16 protein-coding genes are annotated in these 22132 nt (G+C 70.6%); 4 read left to right on the forward strand and 12 right to left on the reverse strand.

Going from position 1 to position 22132, the window contains the following annotated elements; translation table 11 throughout:
* Positions 1-22 precede the first annotated feature (22 nt).
* The 4 genes from ilvN to ETD85_RS21900 all read right to left on the reverse strand — a co-directional run bounded on the left by ilvN (position 23) and on the right by ETD85_RS21900 (position 6152).
* Positions 23-547: an acetolactate synthase small subunit gene (ilvN, locus tag ETD85_RS21885; RefSeq protein ID WP_138691622.1), complete on the reverse strand. Its 525-nt coding sequence runs from the start codon at positions 545-547 to the stop codon at positions 23-25.
* A complete protein-coding gene (locus tag ETD85_RS21890; RefSeq protein WP_138691623.1) occupies positions 540-2279 on the reverse strand; it encodes an acetolactate synthase large subunit in 1740 nt (579 codons plus the stop codon). The genes ilvN and ETD85_RS21890 overlap by 8 nt, the downstream gene beginning before the upstream one ends.
* Before the next feature lie 204 nt (positions 2280-2483).
* Positions 2484-5096, reverse strand: a complete 2613-nt coding sequence (locus tag ETD85_RS21895; RefSeq protein WP_240779293.1) for a putative bifunctional diguanylate cyclase/phosphodiesterase — start codon at positions 5094-5096, stop codon at positions 2484-2486.
* A gap of 237 nt (positions 5097-5333) precedes the next feature.
* Positions 5334-6152 carry a 2-hydroxyacid dehydrogenase gene (locus ETD85_RS21900; RefSeq protein WP_240779294.1) on the reverse strand — a complete coding sequence of 273 codons (819 nt, stop codon included), beginning with the start codon at positions 6150-6152 and terminating at the stop codon, positions 5334-5336.
* Positions 6153-6280: 128 nt separating this feature from the next.
* On the opposite strand from ETD85_RS21900, the gene ETD85_RS21905 reads away from it, so the two are divergent.
* Positions 6281-7342: a PQQ-dependent sugar dehydrogenase gene (locus ETD85_RS21905; protein ID WP_138691626.1), complete on the forward strand. Its 1062-nt coding sequence runs from the start codon at positions 6281-6283 to the stop codon at positions 7340-7342.
* Between the two features lie 83 nt (positions 7343-7425).
* On the opposite strand, the gene ETD85_RS21910 is transcribed toward ETD85_RS21905, so the two are convergent.
* The 3 genes from ETD85_RS21910 to ETD85_RS21920 form a co-directional block, all read right to left on the reverse strand.
* The gene (locus ETD85_RS21910) at positions 7426-9426 is read right to left on the reverse strand and encodes a VanW family protein (RefSeq protein ID WP_138691627.1); all 2001 of its coding nucleotides are present in this window, start codon (positions 9424-9426) and stop codon (positions 7426-7428) included.
* 92 nt (positions 9427-9518) lie between these two features.
* Positions 9519-10175, reverse strand: coding sequence for a response regulator (locus ETD85_RS21915; protein ID WP_138691628.1), 657 nt, complete (start codon positions 10173-10175; stop codon positions 9519-9521).
* A 151-nt stretch (positions 10176-10326) separates the two neighbouring features.
* Positions 10327-11901: an ATP-binding protein gene (locus ETD85_RS21920; protein ID WP_138691629.1), complete on the reverse strand. Its 1575-nt coding sequence runs from the start codon at positions 11899-11901 to the stop codon at positions 10327-10329.
* A gap of 135 nt (positions 11902-12036) precedes the next feature.
* On the opposite strand from ETD85_RS21920, the gene ETD85_RS21925 reads away from it, so the two are divergent.
* Genes ETD85_RS21925 through ETD85_RS21935 form a run of 3 tightly spaced genes read left to right on the forward strand, consistent with a single transcriptional unit; the run spans position 12037 to position 15014 of the window.
* A complete protein-coding gene (locus tag ETD85_RS21925) occupies positions 12037-13005 on the forward strand; it encodes a tripartite tricarboxylate transporter substrate binding protein (protein ID WP_138691630.1) in 969 nt (322 codons plus the stop codon).
* On the forward strand, positions 13005-13490 hold the full coding sequence (locus ETD85_RS21930) for a tripartite tricarboxylate transporter TctB family protein (RefSeq protein ID WP_138691631.1): 486 nt from the start codon (positions 13005-13007) through the stop codon (positions 13488-13490). The genes ETD85_RS21925 and ETD85_RS21930 overlap by 1 nt, the downstream gene beginning before the upstream one ends.
* Positions 13491-15014 carry a tripartite tricarboxylate transporter permease gene (locus ETD85_RS21935; RefSeq protein ID WP_138691632.1) on the forward strand — a complete coding sequence of 508 codons (1524 nt, stop codon included), beginning with the start codon at positions 13491-13493 and terminating at the stop codon, positions 15012-15014. It abuts the gene before it with no gap.
* A 93-nt stretch (positions 15015-15107) separates the two neighbouring features.
* Here the strand turns inward: ETD85_RS21935 and gatB are convergent, their stop codons facing one another.
* The 5 genes from gatB to ETD85_RS21960 all read right to left on the reverse strand — a co-directional run bounded on the left by gatB (position 15108) and on the right by ETD85_RS21960 (position 21941).
* A complete protein-coding gene (gatB, locus tag ETD85_RS21940; protein WP_138691639.1) occupies positions 15108-16595 on the reverse strand; it encodes an Asp-tRNA(Asn)/Glu-tRNA(Gln) amidotransferase subunit GatB in 1488 nt (495 codons plus the stop codon).
* Between the two features lie 2 nt (positions 16596-16597).
* Positions 16598-18088, reverse strand: coding sequence for an Asp-tRNA(Asn)/Glu-tRNA(Gln) amidotransferase subunit GatA (gatA, locus tag ETD85_RS21945; protein ID WP_138691633.1), 1491 nt, complete (start codon positions 18086-18088; stop codon positions 16598-16600).
* Complete coding sequence (gatC, locus tag ETD85_RS21950; RefSeq protein ID WP_138691634.1) at positions 18085-18384, reverse strand: Asp-tRNA(Asn)/Glu-tRNA(Gln) amidotransferase subunit GatC; 300 nt, start codon at positions 18382-18384, stop codon at positions 18085-18087. Before gatC ends, gatA begins: the two co-directional genes overlap by 4 nt.
* A gap of 830 nt (positions 18385-19214) precedes the next feature.
* Entirely contained in the window at positions 19215-19805 is a 591-nt protein-coding gene (locus ETD85_RS67300; protein ID WP_338087164.1) for an AAA family ATPase, read from the reverse strand.
* Positions 19806-19868: 63 nt separating this feature from the next.
* Positions 19869-21941, reverse strand: coding sequence for a putative bifunctional diguanylate cyclase/phosphodiesterase (locus ETD85_RS21960; RefSeq protein ID WP_138691635.1), 2073 nt, complete (start codon positions 21939-21941; stop codon positions 19869-19871).
* Positions 21942-22132 lie beyond the last annotated feature (191 nt).

Consider the following 22132-nt stretch of genomic DNA (forward strand, 5'->3'; position numbering starts at 1 on the left):
TCGGTCACTTGCTCAAAACCTTTCAGGCGGTACGGTCCAGTGCCCTGAGGGACCGGTCGGTGATGGAGCGGGCACCGCGGCCGATGGCCACCATGCCCGATTGGACGAGTTCTTTGATCCCGAACGGCTCGAGGACCTTGACGAACGCCTCAAGCTTGTCGGGAGTGCCGGTGACCTCGATGGTCACGGCGTCGGATGCCACGTCGACGCAGCGGGCGCGGAAGAGGCTGACCAGCTCCAGCACGTGGGAGCGGCTGTCGGAGTCGGCCTTGACCTTGATCAGCATCAGCTCGCGCTGGACGGACTGCCCCGGGTCGAGCTCGACGATCTTGAGCACGTTCACCAGCTTGTTGAGCTGCTTCGTGACCTGCTCAAGCGGCAGCTCCTCGACGCTGACCACGATGGTCATGCGGGAGATGTCGTCGTGCTCGGTGGGCCCGACGGCCAGCGAGTCGATGTTGAAGCCCCGCCGGCTGAACAGGGCGGACACGCGCGCCAGGACACCCGGCTTGTTCTCGACAAGCACGGACAGCGTGTGCCTACTCATCTTCGCCCTCCCACTTCGGCGCCATGTCTCGGGCGATCTTGATGTCGTCGTTGCTCGTGCCGGCTGCGACCATGGGCCAGACCATGGCGTCCTGGTGGACGACGAAGTCGACCACGACAGGCACGTCGTTGATCTCCATGGCCTTCTTGATCACGGCGTCCACGTCCTCGGGACGCTCGCACCGCAGGCCCACACAACCATAGGCCTCGGCCAGCTTGACGAAGTCCGGGATCCGGCGCGTCGTCTGCAGGTCGGTGTTGGAGTAACGCTGGTCGTAGAAGAGCGTCTGCCACTGGCGGACCATGCCGAGATTACCGTTGTTGATAATCGCGATCTTGACCGGCACGCCTTCCAGCGCGCAGGTGGCGAGCTCCTGGTTTGTCATCTGGAAGCAGCCGTCGCCGTCGATGGCCCACACGGTGGCGTCGGGGCGGCCCATCTTGGCGCCCATCGCGGCCGGGACGGCGAAGCCCATCGTGCCGAGGCCGCCGGAGTTGATGAACGTCCCCGGGTTCTCGTAGTCGATGAACTGCGCGGCCCACATCTGGTGCTGCCCGACCCCGGCCACGTAGTACGTGTCGGGCCCGGCGATCGCGCTCAGCCGCTCCATGACGTACTGGGGGGCCAGCTGGCCGTCCTCGAACGTCTCGTAGCCGAGCGGGTAGATCTCCTTGTAGCCGTTGAGTATGGTCCACCAGTCGGCGTAGTCGCCGTGCTGCCCGGAGGACTGGATGACGTTGACGAGGTCGCTGATGACCTCCTTGCAGTCGCCGACGATCGGAACGTCGGCGTGCCGGTTCTTGGAGATCTCCGCCGGGTCGATGTCGGCGTGCACGACCTTCGCGTAGGGGGCGAACGACGACAGCTGGCCGGTGACGCGGTCGTCGAAACGGACGCCGAGGCCGATGATCAGATCGGACTTCTGCAGCGCGCCCACGGCCGACACGCTGCCGTGCATCCCCGGCATGCCCATGTGCTGCGGGTGACTGTCGGGGAAGGTGCCCCTGGCCATCAGGGTGGTGATGACCGGGATGTTGGTCAGCTCGGCGAGCTGCAGCAGCTCGGCCGACGCGCCCGCCTTGTGGACGCCGCCGCCGACGTACAGGATCGGGCGCCGGGCCTCGGCGATCAGCTTGGCGGCCTCACGGATCTGCTTGGAGTGCGGCCTGGTGACCGGGCGGTAGCCCGGGAGCTGCATGGTCGGAGGCCAGGTGAAGACGGTGTCGGCCTGCAGCGCGTCCTTGGAGATGTCCACGAGCACCGGGCCTGGACGGCCCGTGGAGGCGATGTGGAACGCCTCCATGATCGTGCGGGGGATGTCCAGCGGGTCGGTGACCAGGAAGTTGTGCTTCGTGATCGGCATGGTGATGCCGGAGATGTCGGCTTCCTGGAAAGCGTCGGTGCCGATGGCGCCGCTGGCCACCTGGCCGGTGATGGCCACGATGGGCACCGAGTCCATGTAGGCGTCCGCAATCGGCGTCACCAGGTTCGTGGCGCCGGGGCCGCTGGTCGCCATGCACACCCCGACCCGGCCGGTCGCCTGTGCATAGCCCTCGGCCGCGTGCCCCGCACCCTGCTCGTGGCGTACGAGCACGTGCCGGACCTTGGTCGAGTCGTAGAGAGGATCATAGGCCGGCAGAATCGCGCCGCCCGGGATCCCGAACACGGTGTCGACTCCCACGTACTCCAGCGCCCTCACCAGGGCCTGTGCACCTGTCATCCGTTCGGTCATCGGCTCGTTCCTTGCGTGACTACTCGCTTAAGGACATAAAAAATGCCCCGTCCCACCAAGCGGCGGGGCTGGGGCGGCGCGCAGGTCGTCGTGCTTCGCTATCGGCCTGCGCGCCGGCGAAGTACTACGAGAATCTCACTGCGAAGCATGGCTTACACCATAGCCGCTCCGAACGCCCTAGTGTCAACTTGGTGGACACAAGTCTCAAACAGTGAGACTCGTCCGCATCAGGGAGTCCACGCCGCGCGCTGCCATCGGGCGTGCCACCAGGAAGCCCTGCCCCCTGGTGCACCCCATTTGCTTCAGCAGCTCCAGTTGCTCCGGCCGCTCGATTCCCTCGGCCACCACGATGAGCCCGAGGTCGTGGCCGAGCCGCACGATCGTGCGGGTGAGCAGCGTCAGCGTGTCGTCCCGGCCGAGCCCGGACACGAAGGACGGGTCGATCTTGATCATGTCGACCGGGAGCTGGCGCAGGAAGGCCAGCGACGCGTAGCCGGTGCCGAAGTCGTCGATCGCCAGCCGTACGCCGAGCGCCCGCAGCTCGGACAGCCGCTTGATCGTCTCCTCCGCGTCCTCGACCAGCATCTCCTCGATCACTTCGAGGGTGAGCGCGGAGGCGGGCAGCCCGCTCTCGGCCAGCGCCTCCTCCACGGTCTCGACGAACCTGGGCGCGGTGATCTGGCGCGCCGACAGGTTCAGCGACAGGCCGATGTCCCAGGACGAGGCCCGCCAGGCCGCCACCTCGCGGCACGACTCGCGCAGGATCCACTCGCTCAGCGGCACGATCAGCCCGGTGTCCTCGGCCGGGCCGAGGAACTGCTCGGGCGGCACGAACACCGACCCGCGCCACCACCGCACCAGCGCCTCCACGGCCGTCACGCGGGACGTGGCCAGGTCGACGACCGGCTGGTACTCGATCGCGAACTGCTGCTCGATCAGCGCCCGCTGCAGGTCGGCGGCCAGCTCCAGCCGTCGTACGACGTCGGCGTGCATCTGCGCGGCGAACACCTCGACCCGCCGCCCGCCGAGCTCCTTGGAGCGCGCCATGGCGACGTCCGCGTTGCGCATGAGGTCGCCCGCCGGCAGGTCGTCCTCGGTGAAGGCGACGCCCACGCTGGCGGTCAGCGCCACGTCGCGGTCGGCGACGCGGAACGGCTCCTGCGAGACCGCCCGGACGAGCCGCTCGGCCAGATCCACCGCGACCTGCGCGTCCCCGCCCGTCTCGACCAGCACCGCGAACTCGTCGCCGCCCCACCGGGCCAGCGTGTCATCGGCGCGCACGGCGCCGCGCAGCCGCCTGGCCGCCTGGCCGAGCAGGTAGTCGCCGCTGGCGTGCCCGACCGAGTCGTTGACCGAGGTGAACCCGTCGAGGTCGAGGAAGATGACCGCGACGTTGCCCAGCGTGCGGCCGGACAGCACCTCGCGGGTGCGCTCCTCGAAGTAGGCCCGGTTGGGCAGCCCGGTCACGCCGTCGTGGAAGGTCAGGTGGGCCACCTGGTTGCGCAACGCCTCCTCGTCGCTGATGTCCCTGGTCGTCACCAGCATCAGCTCGTCGCCGCCGACGTGGCGGGTGGCGACGGACTCGGTGGGGCGCCAGGTGCCGTCGGCCGCGCGCACGCGGCAGGCGATCAGGCAGGCGCCGGGCGCGACGTTCTCCTCGTCCAGGCCCATGGCGCGCAGCGCGGCCTGGATGCCGGGCACGTCCTCCGGGTGGATGTAGTCGAAGATCGACCCGCCGACCAGCTCCTCGGGGCGGTAGCCGTAGGTGACCTCGACACCGGCGCCGATCTCGCGTACGAGGCCGTCGTAGTCGCACAGGAACACCACGTCTCCCGTGCTCTCGGCCAGCTCCCTGACCTGGCGCTCGCCCGACTTGACCAGGCCGCGCAGGCGCATGTTGGCCGCCGACAGCACGAACAGGCGCACCAGCAGGAGCAGCACCACGGAGACCGCGACCACGACGACGCCGGTGACGGGCTGCTCGGGGCCGCCGCCGGCCAGGTGGGCGAGCAGCGTGCAGGCCGCCACGGCGACCAGTGCCAGCGGCGCCAGGGCGATCACGTTGCCGATGGCGCTCCTGCCCGCCTCCTCGACGCGCGGGCCCCACGGGATGGCGGCGAGCGCCAGGAACGCCACGGGCGCGAGCAGGACGCTCCAGAGGTGCGGGGCGTCGCCGCCGAGCCGCGCCACCCCGGCCGCCAGGCCCGCCGCGGTCATGGTGACGAGCACGCCGAGGCCGGCCAGCGCCAGCAGCCGCGCGGACGACCGGCTGGCCAGCACCGACGGGACCACGGTGCACGCCACCAGCAGCCCGATCATCGGCGGCAGCATGACGAGCGAGAACGCCGCGGGGTCGGTGTCGGCGTAGACGTCGCGCAGCGCGACGACCCAGCCGATCAGGAAGACCGAGGCGGCGCACAGGTAGGCGTCGGTGATGTGCCGTAATGCGACTCTGGCCGGGAACTTGCGGTCGGCGGCGATCAGCGCGCCGCCTGCCGTGACCACGGTGCCGAGCAGCACGAACAGGTCGGCGAAGCTGACCACGAAGCTTTCTGCGAACGGGTGCAGGGCCACGCCCGCGGCCCAGATGACGGCCCCACCGGCCATCCAGCGCGCGCCGAGCGCGGTCGGGCGGTGCGCGGCCGACCGCACGGAGGCGAGCAGCAGGGAAGCGGCGGCGGTCAGCGCCGCGAGCCCGCCCGCGACCGCACCGGTGAGCAGGGCGTCGCCGCCCACCAGGAGCGCGGCGGCGACCGCCACCACGCCTGCCGCCGCGGCGGCGGTCAGCGGCACCCGTGGATCACGCCAGCGGATCACAGTCGTTGCCCATCCCGTCTCGAACTCTGCTCCCATGAGCCGCCGAAGCCCGGCGGATCACTTCGCCAGTGTGTGCGGTCGTGGGTGCGCGGGTGGTGACAACGCCGATGTCGTCACCGATCTGATAACCACACAGACCGATTGCCGCCAAGAGTTCCTTGACAGTGAGTCAGGAACTCCCTGCAAACGTAACCGTACGCACCGAAGGTCACGGACCAGCCACGTTCCGGGATCCTCTCAATACGAGTCGGTTATGACGTTGATCAGGGGCTCGCCGGCGAGGTAACGCTCCAGCTGGGCGCGCAGCAGACGCAGCGTGCGCCGCTCCGACGCGGGGGTGCTGCCCGCGATGTGCGGGGTGATCAGTACGCCCGGCGCGCTCCAGAGGGGGTGGCCCTCGGGCAGCGGCTCGGGCGCGGTCACGTCCAGCGCGGCGCGTAGCCTACCGGTTTTGAGCTCCGCGATCAGTGCGTCGGTGTCGACGACCCCGCCCCTGGCGGCGTTGACGAGCACGGCGCCGTCCTTCATCCGCGCCAGGAACGCCGCGTCGACCATCTCGGCGGTGGCGGGCGTGGCGGGCACCAGCAGCACGACGACGTCGGCCTCGGCCAGCAGCACGGGCAGCTCGTCCATGCCGTGCACGCCGTCACGGGCGCTCCTGGCCACGCGTACGACCTCCACCTCGAACCCGGCCAGCCGCCTTTCGAGCGCGGCGCCGATGGAGCCGTAGCCGACGATGAGCACGGTCGAGTCGGCCAGCACGCCGGTGTGGTGGTAGGTCCACTCGCCCCTGCGCTGCGCGTCCACGAACCCGGGGAACTCCCTCAGCACCGCCACCATCGCCCCGACCGCCCATTCGGCGGTGCCCGCGTCGTGCACGCCACGGGCGTTGCACAGCGTCGCGCCCGCGGGCATGTGCGGCCGGTACGGCTCCACGCCGGCGGTGACGGTCTGCACCAGCCGCAACGAGCTCATCCTGGCCAGCGTCCCCGGCACGTCGGGCACGGTGACCAGCGGCGGCATCCACACCTCCACCTCGCCCACCCCATCGGGCATCGGGGACGTGCTGTTATAGACAGCGCATTCAACCCCAGGCAGGTCGGACAGAGCATCAGCCACCGAATCGGACGGAACCCAAGTCTTCATGCCGAGAACCATACGACTGCGGGGGAAGTATGGAACACATGAGGAAGCTTTGCACGATCATGCTGCTGACCGCGGTCACCGCCTGTTCGGGTGCGGGGCAGGTGCTCCCGTCGGCCGCCGTGACGGCCGGGGCCGCGCCCGGCGATCCGAAGGACGTGGTGACCGGGCTGGCCGTGCCCTGGGCGATCGCCTTCCTGAGCGACGGCGCGGACTCCGACGCCCTGGTCACCGAGCGGGACTCGGCCAGGCTGCTGCGGGTGAGCCAGGCGGGCAAGGTGACGGAGCTCGGCACCGTCAACGGGGTGCGCCCCGACGGTGAGGGCGGCTTGATGGGCGTCGCGGTCAAGGGCGATCAAATCTTCCTTTACTACACCGCCGAACAGGACAACCGGATCGTCCGCTACCGGCTCTCCGGCGACACCCTGTCCGACGAACGGCTGCTGGTCCAGGGCATCCCCAAGGGCGGCATCCACAACGGCGGCCGGCTCGCGTTCGGCCCCGACGGCTACCTGTACGCCTCGACCGGCGAGACCGGCGACCGCGCGCTCGCCCAGCAGCGCGACTCGCTCGGCGGCAAGATCCTGCGCATGACCGCGGACGGCGCGCCGGCCCCCGGCAACCCCTTCGGCACGCTCGTCTACAGCTACGGCCACCGCAACGTCCAGGGCCTGGCCTGGGACGGCTCCGGCCGCCTGTACGCCTCCGAGTTCGGCGCCAGCACCTACGACGAGCTCAACCTCGTCAAGGCGGGCGGCAACTACGGCTGGCCCGAGGTCGAGGGCCGCGGCGACGACTCGCGGTTCGTGAACCCGATCGCGACGTGGTCCACCGACGAGGCCTCGCCGTCCGGCCTGGCGTTCGCGAACGGCTCGCTGTGGATGGGCGCGCTGCGCGGGGCCCGGCTGTGGCAGATCCCGCTCGCCGCGGACGGCTCGGCGGGCAAGCCGGTGGCGCATTTCGCCGACCGCTACGGCCGCCTCAGGGCGGTCACCGCGACCCCCGGCGGCGCGCTGTGGGTGGGCACCAGCAACAAGGACGGCAGGGGCTCACCGCGCGAGGGCGACGACCGCATCATGTCGGTGACCGCCGCCGCCGGCTAGCACCGTCCGGGGCCTCGTCCAGCCCGCCGTACAGGCTCGCGTCCGGCCCGCCGTCCGGGCCGCCGCAGCCCGGACGGCCCCGCTCAGCGCGTGGCCGTGCAGGTCGTCTGGGTCTGCGGCCGGTACTTGGTGGTCAGCTTCTTGTCCTTCTTGGCCACCTTGCCGTCCAGGTGGAACACCCGGGTGACGTCGATGGTGAAGCCCTGCTCGCCGGTCGTCGGCAGGCAGCCGGGCGCGGAGCTGGTCTCGCGGCGGAAGGCGGTGAAGTTGCGCCGCTCCGACTCGACGGCCTCGATCTTGTCGTAGCGCTTGGTGCTCCACAGGGTCACCGAGACCGAGGTGTCGGTGAAGGCGGTCTTGATCAGCACGCCGTACTCGGAGTCGTTACGCCACTTCAGGTCCAGGTCCGGGTAGAGCAGCGCGACGTCGCGCCCGGCCGGGTAGCGGGGGGCGTAGTAGTCCATCGGCTGGTGCGCCACGTCGTCGAACCCGCCGAAGAACACCGCGTTGTACATGGTGGTGGCGAACTGGGAGGTGCCGCCGCCGATGATGTTCACCATCCGGCCGCCGACGATCTGCCCGGCCTCGACGTAGCCGTCCTCGATGGTGCGCTCGCCCACGACCTCGTTGAGCGAGAACGTCTCCCCCGGCTTGACCAGGTGGCCGTCGAGCTCCTGGGCCATCCGCTGGATGTTCTTCACCCGCGCCTGGCAGCAGTCGTAGGAGGTGGTGAACGAGGCCACGGTCTCCTTGATGCCGAGCCCCTGCACCTCCGCCGTGGTGACGGCGGGGGCGACCGCGCCGAGCCGTACCGGGATCGTGCGGGGGCCGCCCTCGGCGAACACCTTCTCCGCGTCCCTGGCCAGCAGCTTGTCGTTCACACCCCGGCCCGTGCGGGCGGGCACCAGGACCGGCTTGCCGTCCACGATCTCGTACGTGGCGTCGAGCGGCTGCTGCGCGGCGTCGACCAGGCTGCTCTCCACGACGGCCAGCACGGCCTTGGCGTCGAACTCGGGAGCCAGGCTGCCGTCGCCGTCGGAGTTGTAGGTCAGGTTCGCGGCGATGAGAGCCGGCGAGACGACTGCCTGCTTGTCGCCGATGGTCAGCGTGATGGGCGCGGAGACGGCCTGCCTGGCCTTGGCCAGAGCCGTCTGCACGGACTCGCTGGAGGTGATCGGCTTGGACGGACGGAGCGTGAGCGCCACGTTGCCGCCGCCCTGGAGGAATGCGTCGCTGATCCGGCGCACCGCGTCGTCCCGGTCGAGCAGCACGCCGTCCTCGGGCTCGCGCGGCTTCGGCACCAGTCCGGTGAAGGTCACCCGGCCTTCGTGCCCCCGCTTGTCCGCGGCCTCGGCCAGCCCCTCGACGGTCCTGGTGAGCTGGGAGGAGTCGATGCTGACCTTCGGCTCCAGCTCGGTAGTGCCGGTCAGTCCCCGCCACACCTCCTGCGGGCTGGGGAACCCGCTCGGGGCCTGGCCGATCGTGCCGACCACGTCGAGCTCCAGCCCGGCCTCGTCGGGCTGGATCGTGTCCTTCTTGCCGCCGATGTCGACCACGACCGGCTTGCTGAGCCTGGCGCCGAGGTCGTTGCGGAGCTTGTCGGCCGCCTGCGTCACCGTCAGGCCGCCGATGTCGACGCCGGCGACGTGGGTGCCGCGTAACACCGAGCCCGACATGAGCACGGCGGGGACGACGTAGGCCAGGGCGGCCAGCACGACGACGAGGGTGAGCAGTCCGGGCAGGAGGCGGCGGCGCCTCGGCGGGTCGGGCTCGAAGACGGACGGGCGCTCCGAGCCGCCCTGGACGCCGAACACCGGCGCGGGCGGAGTGGGAGGCTCCTTGTCCGTCATCGGCCACGGCTGTGCCGGCGCGGCCGCCGGGGGCAGCCCACCGCCCTGGGGACCGCCCGTGGCGCTCGGGCCTTGGGCCTGCCGGGAGTCCTGCCTGTCCGGCGGGCCGAAGATGTCCCGGGAGACCCCCGGGGGCAGACCTTCGATCCGCGGCTTCCTGGAGACTCCCGACGTGGGCAGTGGCACCGAGGCGAACGGGTCGGTCGGTGATTCGATCGGTCCGGCGTTTCGCACGCCTCAATCTCCTCCCGGTCCGCAGCCAAGTCTCAGGCAACAGTAAGGCACGCGCATCCGCATATGTCACGGGAAATGGCTACGGAAGTGTGTCAACCTAGCCACCGGTAGCGATGTTCTGGTCGGCCGGCAGTGCCGTAACGTGGCCGCAATTCGGCCTGCCCTGCCGCGCACAGATGTTCGAGATAGCGGCGGGCGCTGACCCTCGACAGGCCCGTGAGCTCGGCCGACTCGGCCGCCGACAGGTCGCGGCCCGCCTCCCGGAGGGCATCCGCCACCAGCGCGCACGTGGCCGCCGACAGCCCTTTCGGCATGGGGGCGGCGCTCTTGGAGGTGCCGAAGAGCCGGTCCACGTCGTCCTGGCGGGCCTCGGGGCCGATCGCGGTGAGCCGCCGGCGGGTGTCGGCGTACTGCCTGAGCCGTTCCGTGAGTGCGGCGGCGGTGAACGGCTTGATCAGGTAGTTGACCGCGCCGCCGCGCATGGCCTCCCTGACGGTGGGCACGTCGCGGGCGGCGCTGATCATGAGGACGTCCACGTCGGTGAGCGCCTTGAGCACCTCAAGCCCCGACATGTCGGGCAGGTAGATGTCGAGCAGCACGAGATCGGGCCTGAGCTCGGCCACGGCGGCCAGCGCGTCGGCCCCGCTGTGCGCGACGGAGACGACCAGGAAGCCCGGCACGCGCGCCACGTAACCGCTGTGGATCCGCGCGACCATGAAGTCGTCGTCGACGACCAGGACGCGGATCACGGCCGGACTCCATCGGAAGGGCTCGCTCGCCTCACGCAGCGCTCATGGCCTCCACTCCGTGAAGGCGGGCTCGGTCGCCGCACGCCGCCCTCCTCCGCTCTGGTCGCTCCGCTCCCGCCGCTCCCCCGGGCGGCGGCACTCCCTCGCGGGGTCATGGTCGTGCCTTCGCCGGGAGGAGGGCGGTGAAGACGGCGCCGCCCGCGTTGCCGGCGCGGACCCAGCCGCCCCGGCGCAGGCATGCCTGCCGGGTCAGGGCGAGGCCGAGGCCGCGGGGCCCCGAATGGGCGGCCTTGGTGGTGAAGCCCTCCCTGAAGACCTCCTCCACCAGGTCGGGCGCGATGCCGGGCCCCGAGTCGCCGACCCGCACCCGCAGCCCGCCCGCGTCGGCCTGGACCGACACCTCGATCGTGCCCTCGGCTCCGTCGAGGGCGTCGATGGCGTTCGCGACCAGGTTCCCCACCACCAGGACCGCGTCCTGAGGATCGCCGAGCAGGCCCTCTGGCACGGCGGAGTCCTCCGACAGCACCAGCTTCGCGCCGCGCTCCGCGGCCTCGGCGGACTTGGCGAGCAGCAGGGCGGCGAGTGTGGGGTCCTGGACGCGTTCGCGCAGCCCGGTGGCGTGGGCGGCGCGGGTGGTCCGGGTGATGTAGCCGACCGCCGCCTCGTGCTCGCCGAGCTCCAGCAGCCCGACGACGGTGTGCATGCGGTTGGCGAACTCGTGCGCCTGCGCCCGCAGCGCCTCGGTCGCGCTGCTGGTGTCGTCCAGCTCGCGGGCCAGGCGGATCAGCTCGGTGCGGTCGCGCAGGGTGACCACCCAGCCGCGGTGCCGGCCGCGTACCCAGACGGGGGTGCGGTTGAGCACCAGCACCCGCTCGCCGTGCAGCACGACGCGGTCCACGCCCGGGTCGGCGCCGCCGAGCACATCGCGCATGCGCCCGGAGACCGGCATGCTGCCGAGGTCCTCGCCGACGTCGCCGAGCAGCTCGCGGGCGGCGTCGTTGACCAGGGTGACCCGCCCCGCGAGGTCGAGCGCGAGCACGCCCTCCTTGACGCCGTGCAGCACGCCCTCGCGCTGCTCCAGCAGCCGGGCGATCTCGCGCGGCTCCAGGCCGAACGTCTGCCTGCGCACCCGCGCGGTGATCAGCGCGGCCAGCGCGAGCCCGGCCAGCAGCACCGCAAGGGCCGTCCAGATCAGCGGCGGCAGCGCGCCGGCGACCTGGCCCGTGACCGTGGTCTCCAGCACGCCGACCGAGACCAGGCCGATCACGTTGCCGTATTCGTCGCGGATGGGCGTCTTGCCGCGCACCGTGGTGCCGATCGTGCCGGTCTCCGTGCCGACCCAGCTCCGCCCGGTGCGCAGGACCGTGGTGCCGTCGGTGGAGAGCCGCTTGCCGATCAGCGCGGTATTGGGGTGGGCGTAACGCTCCTGCTCGGTGTTGGCGATCACCACGTAGTCGGCCCCGGTCTCGTGCTGGACGCTCATCGCCAGCGGCTGCAGCACCGCCTGCGGCTGGGCCAGCTTGAACGCGTCGCGCACCTGCGGCAGCCCGGCCACCGACTGCGCGATCGCCAGCGCCCGCTGCTGGTGCAGCGAGTCGAGCTGATCACGTGTGTGCTCGGCCCACACACCGGCCGTGCCCCCGACGGCCAGCAGCACGATCACCATCTGGAGCACGAAGAGCTGCGTCCCGAGGGACGCGTCGCGTACCCGTCTCACGGTCCACATGGAACCAAGACCAGGTCACATCCCGGTCGCGACCAATACGACCACTATGACGGCAACCGCGCAAAGGCTCGACGCGAGCGGGCCGGCACTTCACCATCCCGGTTTGACAACAGTGAAACCCCCCTTGGAGTGATCATGCGCTTGCGCGTATTCGCCGCTCTCGCGGCACTCTCCCTCGGCGCGCTGGCCGGCTGCGGCGAGACCGGCGGCACGACCGCGTCCGGCTCGCTGCGGATCATGGCGCCGGCCGCTCCCGGCGGCGGCTGGGACCAGACCTCCCGTACGGCGGAGCAGGCGTTCAAGACCGCCGACCCGAAGCGCAAGGTCGAGGTGTACAACGTGCCGGGCGCGGGCGGCACGATCGGGCTGGCGCAGCTCGCGGGCGAGAAGGGCAACGGCAACCTGCTGATGACCATGGGCCTGGTCATGGTGGGCGCCATCGAGCAGAACAAGTCGAAGGTCACCCTGGCCGAGACCACGCCCATCGCCAAGCTGACCGAGGAGTACGAGATCGTCGTCGTCCCGGCGGAGTCCCCGTACAAGACGCTGGCCGACATGGTGACGGCCTGGAAGGCCGACCCGGCGAAGGTCTCCATCTCCGGCGGCTCCGCGGGCGGCACCGACCACATCGTGGCCGGGCTGATGGCCAAGGCCGCGGGCGTGGACCCCAAGCAGGTCAACTACATCGCCCACTCGGGCGGCGGCGAGGCGCTGAACGAGCTGCTCGGCAACAAGGTCAGCGCGGGCATCTCGGGCGTGGCCGAGTTCGCCGAGCACGTGAAGTCGGGCAAGCTGCGCGCCCTGGGCGTCACGTCCGGCCAGCGGATCAGCGGCCTGGACGCGCCCACCCTGAAGGAGAGCGGCCTGGACGTGGAGCTGGCCAACTGGCGCGGCTTCGTCGCCCCGGGCGGGCTCTCCGACGCCGACAAGAAGTCGCTCACCGACCTGGTCACCAAGATGCACGACGCGCAGCCGTGGAAGGACGCGGTGGCCAAGAACGGCTGGATCGACTCGTTCCAGACCGGGCAGCAGTTCGCCGACTTCCTGAACGCCGAGCAGACCCGGGTCAAGGGCATCATCGCCGAGATGGGGCTCGTGTCCTGATGGCCCGCTGGTGGCGGCCCGAGCTCGGGCTGGCGGTCGTGGTGCTGGGGCTGGGCGGGTTCGTCGTGGTCGGGACGCTCGACGTCTCCGCGGCGGGCTCCCAGCTCGGCATCGGGCCGCGCTTCTTCCCCACGCTGGTGGGCGGCGCCATGGTGCTCATCGGCCTGTGCTACGTGATCGACGTGCTGCGCGGCGGGCGCGGCGACCCCGAGGAGAGCGAGGACGTGGACGTGGACGCGCCCGCGGACTGGCGCAGCGTCGGGCTCGTCAGCGGGATCTTCCTGGCCTTCGCCGTGCTGCTGAACGTGCTGGGCTGGATCATCGGCGCCAGCCTGCTGTTCTTCGGCCTGTCGGTGGCGCTCGGCGCCGAGCACAAGGTGCGCGCGGCCGGGATCTCCGTGGCCGTCGGGCTGGGCACGTACCTGCTGTTCGTCAAGGGGCTCGGCGTGGCGCTGCCCGGCGGGCCGCTGGCGGGAGTGATCTAGGTGGAGTCGTTCCAGCTCCTGCTCGACGGGTTCGCCTCCGCGCTCACCCCGGTCAACCTCCTGTACGCGCTCATCGGCGTCACGCTCGGCACCCTCGTCGGCGTCCTGCCCGGCATCGGGCCGGCGATGACCGTGGCGCTGCTGCTGCCGATCACGTTCACGGTGCCGCCGGCCAGCGCGTTCATCATGTTCGCCGGCATCTACTACGGCGGCATGTACGGCGGCTCGACCACCTCCATCCTGCTCAACACGCCCGGCGAGTCCTCCTCGATGATCACGGCGCTGGAGGGCAACAAGATGGCCAGGCGCGGCCGGGCCGCCCAGGCGCTGGCCACGGCGGCCATCGGCTCCTTCGTGGCGGGCACGCTGGCGACCGCGCTGCTGGTCGTGGCGGCGCCGGCCGTGGTGAGCTTCGCGATCGCCTTCGGGCCCGAGGACTACTTCGCGCTGGCGATCCTGGCGTTCACGGCCGTGTCGTCGGTGCTGTCCCGCTCGATCGTGCGCGGCCTGGCCTCGCTGGGGCTCGGCCTGGTGATCGGGCTCGTCGGCATCGACCAGCAGACCGGGCAGGCGCGGCTCACGCTGGGCATCCCGCAGCTGCTCGACGGCATCGACGTGGTGATCGTCGCGGTCGGCCTGTTCGCCCTCGGCGAGGCCCTGTACGTGGCCTCGCGGCTGCGTCACGTGCCGCCCGAAGTGGTGCCCGTCGGCCGGGCGTGGATGGGCCGGGCGGACTGGGGACGCTCGTGGGGGCCCTGGCTGCGCGGCACCGCGCTGGGCTTCCCGTTCGGCGCGCTGCCGGGGGGCGGGGCGGAGATCCCCACGTTCCTGTCGTACGCGGCCGAGAAGCGGCTGGCCCGCGGCGTGGCCCGCGAGGAGTACGGCAAGGGCGCCATCGAGGGCGTGGCGGGCCCTGAGGCGGCCAACAACGCCTCGGCGGCGGGCACCCTGGTCCCGCTGCTCACGCTCGGCCTGCCCACGTCGGCGACGGCCGCGATCCTGCTGGCCGCCTTCCAGCAGTACGGCCTCCAGCCGGGGCCGCAGCTCTTCGACCACAACCCGGCGCTGGTGTGGGGCATGATCGCGTCGCTGTTCATCGGCAACACGATGCTGCTGGTGCTGAACCTGCCGCTGGCGCCCCTGTGGGCCCGCGTGCTGCGCATCCCCCGGCCGTACCTGTATGCGGGGATCGTGCTGTTCGCCGCCCTCGGCGTCTACGCGCTGAACGGCACCGTCGTGGACCTCTTCGTCCTGTACGTCCTCGGCCTGCTCGGCTACGCCATGCGCCGCTTCGGCCTGCCGGTCGCCCCGGCGGTGATCGGCATGATCCTCGGCCCGATGGCGGAGATCCAGCTCCGCCGGGCGCTGGCCATCGGCGCCGGCGACGTGACTGTGCTGGTGCGCAGCCCGATCGCGGCCGTGCTCCTCGTGCTGGCCGGCCTCGCCCTGCTCACGCCGGTGTTCAGGCGGCTCGCGGCACGGCGTGACGTCGATGGGGTCACGCCTTCGTCACGCGCCGACTAGCGAGGGTGCCCGCGGGGAATCCCGACGGGGTGGTTCTTGGGGCGTGACCCCGCCGATGTGTCCGGATCGGCGGGGTCACCCCGTGACCCTCTGCTATTCGCTGACGCCGAGCTTGTCAAGGATGAGCTGACGGGCGCGGGCCGCGTCGGCCTTCCCCTTACTCGCCCTCATCACGCCGCCGACCAGCGCACCAGCCGCCGCGATCTTGCCGGATCGCACCTTCTCGACCGCGTCGGCGTTGTCGGCCAGCACCTGGTCGATGATCGCCGACAGCTCGCCCTCGTCGTTGACGATCTGCAGCCCGCGCCGCTCGACCACCTCGTCGGGGGTGCCCTCACCGGCCAGCACGCCTTCGAGCACCTCGCGCGCCAGCTTGTCGTTGAGCGCGCCCGAGGCCACCAGCTCGGTCACCCGGGCGATCTGCGCGGGCGTGATGGGCAGGTCGGCCAGCGGGGTGGCCGTCTCGTTGGCCCGCCGGGCCAGCTCGCCCATCCACCACTTGCGCGCGTCGGCCGCCGGGGCGCCCGCCGCGACCGTGGCCTCGACCAGGTCGATCGCGTCGGCGTTGTGCATGGCCTGCATGTCGAGGTCGGACAGCGCCCACTCGGCCTGCAGCCGCTTGCGCTTGACGGACGGCAGCTCGGGCAGCGCCGCCTTCAGCTCGGCCACCCACGCCGGGTCGGGCGCGATCGGCACCAGGTCGGGCTCGGGGAAGTAGCGGTAGTCCTGCGCCTCCTCCTTGGACCTGCCGGACGTGGTGGTGCCGGTGTCCTCGTGGAAGTGCCGGGTCTCCTGAACGATCTTCCCGCCCTCGGCCAGGACGGCCGCCTGCCGCTCGATCTCGCTCCGGACGGAGCGCTCGACGCTGCGCAGCGAGTTGACGTTCTTGGTCTCCGTACGGGTGCCCCACTCGGACGATCCGCGCGGCATGAGCGAGACGTTGACGTCGCAGCGCAGCGAGCCCTCCTCCATGCGCACGTCGGAGACGCCCAGCGAGCGCATGATCTCGCGCAGCTCGGTCACGTAGGCCTTGGCCACCTCGGGCGCGAGCCGGTCGGTGCCCGGGATGGGCTTGGTGACGATCTCGACCAGCGGGATGCCGGCCCGGTTGTAGTCGACGATGGAGTAGTCGGCACCGTGGATGCGCCCGGTCGCGCCGCCCACGTGGGTGGACTTGCCGGTGTCCTCCTCCAGGTGCACCCGCTCGATCTCGATCCGCACGACCTCGCCGCCGACCTCGACGTCGACGTAGCCGTCGAAGCAGAGCGGCTCGTCGTACTGGGAGATCTGGTAGTTCTTCGGCATGTCCGGATAGAAGTAGTTTTTCCGGGCCATGCGGCACCACTCGGCGATCGAGCAGTTGAGCGCCAGGCCGATGCGGATGGTCGACTCGATGGCCGCGGCGTTGGCCACCGGCAGGGCGCCGGGGAAGGCCAGGCAGGTCGGGCAGACCTGCGTGTTGGGCGGCGCGCCGAACGTGGTCTTGCAGCCGCAGAACATCTTCGACCTGGTGCCCAGCTCGACATGCGTCTCGAGCCCGAGCACCGGCTCGAACCGGTCGAGCGCTTCGTCATAGACCATGGTCATAGCGACGGGGCCTCCTTCAGCAACGGGCCGCCCCAGCGGCTCTCCAGGGCCTTCTCGACGGCGGCGCCGACGCGGTAGCAGCGGTCGTCGGCCAGGACCGGCGCCATGATCTGCAGACCGACCGGGAGGCCGTCCTCGTCGGCGAGGCCGACCGGGACGGACATGGCCGCGTTGCCCGCCAGGTTGGACGGGATGGTGCACAGGTCGGCGAGGTACATCGCCATCGGGTCGTCGGCCCGCTCGCCGATCGCGAACGCCGTCGTGGGCGTCGTCGGCGACACCAGCACGTCGACCTGCTGGTAGGCGGCCTCGAACTCGCGCGAGATGACCGTGCGCACCTTCTGCGCCTGGCCGTAGTAGGCGTCGTAGTAGCCGCTCGACAGCGCGTACGTGCCGAGCATGATGCGCCGCTTGACCTCGGGACCGAAACCGGCCGCCCGGGTCAGCGCCATGACCTCCTCGGCGCTGCGGGTGCCGTCGTCGCCGACGCGCAGGCCGTAGCGCATGGCGTCGAACCTGGCCAGGTTCGACGAGGCCTCCGAGGGCGCGATCAGGTAATACGCGGGCAGCGCCGTCGTGAACGACGGGCAGGACACCTCGACGACCTTGGCCCCGAGCGACTCCAGGAGCTGGACGGCCTCGTGGTAGCGGGCCAGCACGCCCGGCTGGTAGCCCTCGCCGGCGAACTCCTTGACGACGCCGATCCGCAGGCCGGCCACGTCGGCGTTCTTCGCGGCCTCGACCACGGAGGGCACGGGCGCGTCGATCGACGTGGAGTCCATCGGGTCGTGCCCGGAGAACACCTCGTGCAGCAGCGCCGCGTCGAGCACGTTGCGCGCGAACGGCCCGGGCGTGTCGAGCGAGCTCGCGAACGCGATCAGCCCGTAACGGGAGGAGCCACCGTAGGTCGGCTTCATCCCCACGATGCCGGTCACCGAGGCCGGCTGCCGGATCGAGCCGCCCGTGTCGGTGCCCGTGGACAGCGGCGCCTCGTAGGCGGCCACCGCGGCACTCGAACCACCCGAGGACCCGCCGGGCACCTTCGTCAGGTCCCACGGGTTGTGCGTCGGGCCGAAGGCGGAGTTTTCCGTGGAGGAGCCCATGGCGAACTCGTCGAGGTTCGTCTTGCCCAGGATGACCAGCCCGGCCGCGCGCAGCCGCGCGGTGACGGTCGCGTCGTAAGGCGGCCGCCAGCCCTCAAGGATCTTGGAGGCGGCGGTCGTCGGCATGTCGCGCGTGGCGAAGATGTCCTTGTGGGCGATCGGCACCCCGGCCAGCGGGCCGAGCTGCTCGCCCGCCCTGAGCCTGGCGTCGACGGCCCGCGCCTGCTCCAGCGTGGTCTCGCGATCGACGTGGAGGAACGCCTTGACCTTGGGCTCCACCTCCGTCATGCGATCGAGGTGCGCCTCGGCCACCTCGACGGCCGACACCTCGCCACCGGCGATCATCGAGCCCAGCTCGGCAGCGGTCTTGCGGATCAGACTCATGCCTCCTCCCCGAGGATGCGCGGCACCCGGAAGCGGTCGTCCTCGACGGCGGGAGCGCCGGAGAGTGCCTGCTCAGGGGTGAGGGACTGTCGCACCTCGTCGGCACGGAAGACATTGGTCAGCGGAAGCGCGTGCGACGAAGGCGGCACGTCCTCGGCGGCGACCTCGGAGACCTTCGCGACCGCCTCGATGATGGCATCGAGCTGGGTGGCGTAGTGGTCGAGCTCGTCGTCGGTGAGCGCCAGCCTGGACAATCGGGCCAGGTGTGCGACCTCGTCGCGGGTTATGGCGGACATGAGTCGTTGAACCCGTTTCGTGGATGGAGTCTTTGGACACTGCCATCCTAGGGGCCTTGACGTAGCACGCCCGAACCATTAACCAGCTCGAAACGATCAGCCATGATCCCTCATCCGTACAGCTCCCCCAGGCCCACCGTCCGTACGTCGCGCTCCCCTGCCAGCGCGGCGTCGACCCCATGCCGCTGTAACAGGCCAGCAGGGTGTCCCTGACGTCGTATCCCTTCGCGTCGAGCAGGTCTCTGGCCCTTCTGAGCCGGGCCACGTGACCAGGGCCCATGGTCTTGCCCCACTTCACCTCGCCCAGCGACAGAATGCGCTGTCGCTCGCCGGGCATGGCGGGCGCGAAGACCACGACATCGATCTGGATCTGCTCCCGCCGTACCGGGTCTGTCACGGTCCCAGCGCCTATCTCGCCGGGCAGCTCTCCGAAGAAGTGATCCTCGATCAGCGCGAACTGGCGGCACATCTCCTCGAAGTGCGGCCCGAGCACCTGATCGCGGAACCTGGTGCGGGCGTCCTCCCAGACGTTGGCCGCCCTGCCGACCTCCAGCAGCCCCCAGCGCGGCCGCATGACCACGTGGTAGAAGGTGATCAACGGCTCGCAGACGTGGTAGACCGAACGCGAAGACCGGAAGACGTCGGGCTCCCTCCGCAAAAGGCTGCTGTCTTCCAGCACGTTGAGGCGGTGACCTATGTCGGCCGATTTGCGCCCGACGTAGGCGGCGATCGGGCCCCTCGTGCCGTTTCCCATCGCCACCGCCGCGAGGACCGAGTGATACAGCGCGGAATCGCGCACATCCGCTTCCTCTTCGAGGAGATAGCGGGCCTCACTGAACAGCGAGCCGGCGATCTTCCGTGCGCCAGTATTCGGCGGCCGCGCGGTAGTCGAACGGACGCGCGACCAGCTCCATAGACGCCCGGCCACGCAGCGGAGCGTTTCCCGCGAGCAGCCGCCCCATGACGGATCTCGCGGACCCGCACAGCAGCAGGGACACGGGAGCTTCCCTGGAGACCGCCCGATCGATCTCGCGCTGCAGGATGGAGGGCAACGCGGGCGCGACGTTGCTCAGGTAAGGGAACTCGTCGATCACTATGAGGTCACGCCGCTCAGCGCTGATCGCGAACAGGCGCCGGATCGCTTCGTCCCAGGTGGCGAACCGGACGGGATTGGGCTCTCCCACGTGCTCGGCGAGCGCTGCCGAGAACATGCTCAGAGATTCGGCCGCTGTCGCTTCCGTCGCTCCGAAGTAGAACCCTCCGGTCTCATGGGCGAGCGCCTCGGTCAGAAAGGTCTTTCCCTGGCGGCGTCGCCCTCTGACGACGCCCAGCTGCGGAGTGCGGCCGATGCGAGCGGCAAACCTGGCCAGAGCCTGCCACTCGAGATCCCTGGCGAAGATGTGATCGGGCTTCGCAAGCAGGGTCGCCCCTCCTGATTACCGAAACGTACTTCGACGAAGTACGTTTCGATGTTGGCATTGCCATCAGGCGGTGCGGCTGACCTCGGGGCGGTAGCCGAACTCGACCTCGGGCGACGCCTCGGAGTGGTCCTGCAGCCAGATCGTGGCGTCGGCGGCCGGCATGGGCTCGCCGAACAGCCAGCCCTGCCCCACGTCGCAGCCCATCTCCGCCAGCCGCATGGCCACCTCGTCCGACTCCACGCCCTCCGCGACCGAACGCAGGCCGAGCGAGCGCACCAGGTCCACGATCGAGCGCACGATCCGGGCGTCGTCCTCCGACTCCGCGATCCTGCGTACGAACGAGGCGTCGATCTTCACCTCGGACACCGCCAGCCGCTGGAGCCTGATCAGCGAGGAGTAGCCGGTGCCGAAGTCGTCCAGGGCCAGCGGGACGCCGAGCGTGGCCAGCGCCTTGATCGTCTCCTGGGTGTAGGCCTGGTCGCCGGTCAGGATGCGCTCGGTGACCTCCAGCTGGATGGCCGCCGGCGGCAGGCCGTACTGGGCCAGCCCTACTTCGAGCTGCTCGGGCAGGGCCGAGTCGAGCAGGTCGCGGGCGGAGATGTTCACGGAGATCTGCACCCGCTGCCCCGTGTGCCACCAGCGGGCGGCCTGCTCCAGCGCCGATTCGATCACGTACGCGGTGAGCTGCCGCATCAGGTACGTCTGCTCGGCCAGCGGCACGAACTCCGAGGGCGCGATCGGCCCGTGCACCGGATGCCGCCAGCGCAGCAGGGCCTCGACCCCCTGGACGGCGCCGGTGCCGAGGCTGACCTTGGGCTGGTAGTGCAGCCGCAGCTCGCGGTTGTCGATGGCGCGGCGCAGGTCGCCGAGGAGGTTGAGGCGTTCAGGCGAGTTACGGTCTTTGTCGGGCTGGTAGAGCTCTACTCCGGTACGCCCCTCCTTGGCGAGGTACATGGCCACGTCGGCGCGCTGGAGCAGCAGCTCGAAGTCGGGGGCGTGGTCCGGGTAGAGCGCGATCCCGACGGAGCCGTCCACGTCGAAGGTCATGCCCTCCAGCCGCACCGGTTCCGTCAGCGCCGCCCGCAACCGGGCCGCGACCTCCCTGGCCGCGTGGGTGTCCCTGATCGAGGGCAGCAGCACGGCGAACTCGTCGCCGCCCAGCCGCGCCACGACGTCTCCCGGGCGGACGGAATGGGTGAGGCGGTGCCCGACCATCTGCAGCAGCCGGTCGCCCACCGGGTGTCCCATCGTGTCGTTGACTTCCTTGAACCGGTCGAGGTCGAGCAGGAACAGGCCGACCCGCTCGTCCTGGCGGGCCTCGGCCAGCGCCTCCTCGGTGCTGACGATGAGCATCTTGCGGTTGGGCAGGCCGGTCAGCTCGTCGTGCATGGCCTGGTGGTCACGGCGCATGGAGAGCGTGGCGGTGAAGTAGACGGCCGCCAGGGGGGCGACGAAGAGGGGCACGAGGCCCGGGGAGTGGTTCATGACCACGACGACCAGGGGCGCCAGGCCGAGCAGCCCGGCGTACACGAGGCTCTGGGGGCCCACCGTGGCCTTCAGCACGCGCGTGATGGAGCGCCGCTCGTGCAGCGCGACCGCGCCGCAGACGAGGGTGGCCCTGGTGGCGAAGTACGCGACCCCGGCCAGCGCGATCGCCAGCAGGTCGCCTCCGCCCGGCACCCACGGCAGGGCGGGGCTCGGCACGATCTTGAACACCCCCAGCACGACGGCCGCCGCGGTGAGCGCGAGGGTCGACTGGGCGATGTTGAACATGACCCGATGCCACGACTTACGCGTGACCACGCCGTTCATGGCCACGGCGACGGCCTGCATCAGCACCGCCACGGGCAGCCCGAAGTGCAGCAGGACGGCGAAGGTGAACATGGTGGACGGATAGGTGCCGCCCACGGCGGTCGCGGAGGACACCATCACGGGCCTGAGCTCGCCCAGGATCACCAGCACCGCCAGCACCCAGAACAGCGGCGTGCGGGCCAGCTCCACCAGCCCGGCCGCGTCCAGCCTGAGCATGGCCACCACCAGCGCGGTGAAGCCGATCACGGTAATGCCCGCGAGGAACGCCCACAGCGGCGTGCCGACGCGTGGTCCAGTGTCGCGGGTGTCGGTTGGGTCAGTCATCGGTAACAGAACCCCCATTAGGTCACTATGGGAGGGTACGACCTTCACCCCACTTCGCGAAACCAAGCGCGTACGTTCCGTCACTTCTCCTTTCCGACATATACCCAAAAACCACCCTGGGTAGCAAACCGTTCACACAGACACACTTACCCCTGTCTCTTATTCACATCTGACTCTTCCACATACCAGCT

Source organism: Nonomuraea zeae, from assembly GCF_005889725.1.
GTDB lineage: Bacteria > Actinomycetota > Actinomycetes > Streptosporangiales > Streptosporangiaceae > Nonomuraea > Nonomuraea zeae.

Bases quoted from the DNA above. Each gene is read 5' to 3' on its own strand.
- gatC (WP_138691634.1), bottom strand. From the start codon at position 18,384: ATGTCCGCCATAACCCGCGACGAGGTCGCACACCTGGCCCGATTGTCC.
- ETD85_RS21920 (WP_138691629.1), bottom strand. From the start codon at position 11,901: ATGTGGACCGTGAGACGGGTACGCGACGCGTCCCTCGGGACGCAGCTC.
- ilvN (WP_138691622.1), bottom strand. From the start codon at position 547: ATGAGTAGGCACACGCTGTCCGTGCTTGTCGAGAACAAGCCGGGTGTC.
- ETD85_RS21930 (WP_138691631.1), top strand. From the start codon at position 13,005: ATGGCCCGCTGGTGGCGGCCCGAGCTCGGGCTGGCGGTCGTGGTGCTG.
- ETD85_RS21960 (WP_138691635.1), bottom strand. From the start codon at position 21,941: ATGACTGACCCAACCGACACCCGCGACACTGGACCACGCGTCGGCACG.
- ETD85_RS21900 (WP_240779294.1), bottom strand. From the start codon at position 6,152: ATGCCCGATGGGGTGGGCGAGGTGGAGGTGTGGATGCCGCCGCTGGTC.
- gatA (WP_138691633.1), bottom strand. From the start codon at position 18,088: ATGAGTCTGATCCGCAAGACCGCTGCCGAGCTGGGCTCGATGATCGCC.
- ETD85_RS21905 (WP_138691626.1), top strand. From the start codon at position 6,281: ATGAGGAAGCTTTGCACGATCATGCTGCTGACCGCGGTCACCGCCTGT.
- ETD85_RS21890 (WP_138691623.1), bottom strand. From the start codon at position 2,279: ATGACCGAACGGATGACAGGTGCACAGGCCCTGGTGAGGGCGCTGGAG.
- gatB (WP_138691639.1), bottom strand. From the start codon at position 16,595: ATGGTCTATGACGAAGCGCTCGACCGGTTCGAGCCGGTGCTCGGGCTC.
- ETD85_RS21925 (WP_138691630.1), top strand. From the start codon at position 12,037: ATGCGCTTGCGCGTATTCGCCGCTCTCGCGGCACTCTCCCTCGGCGCG.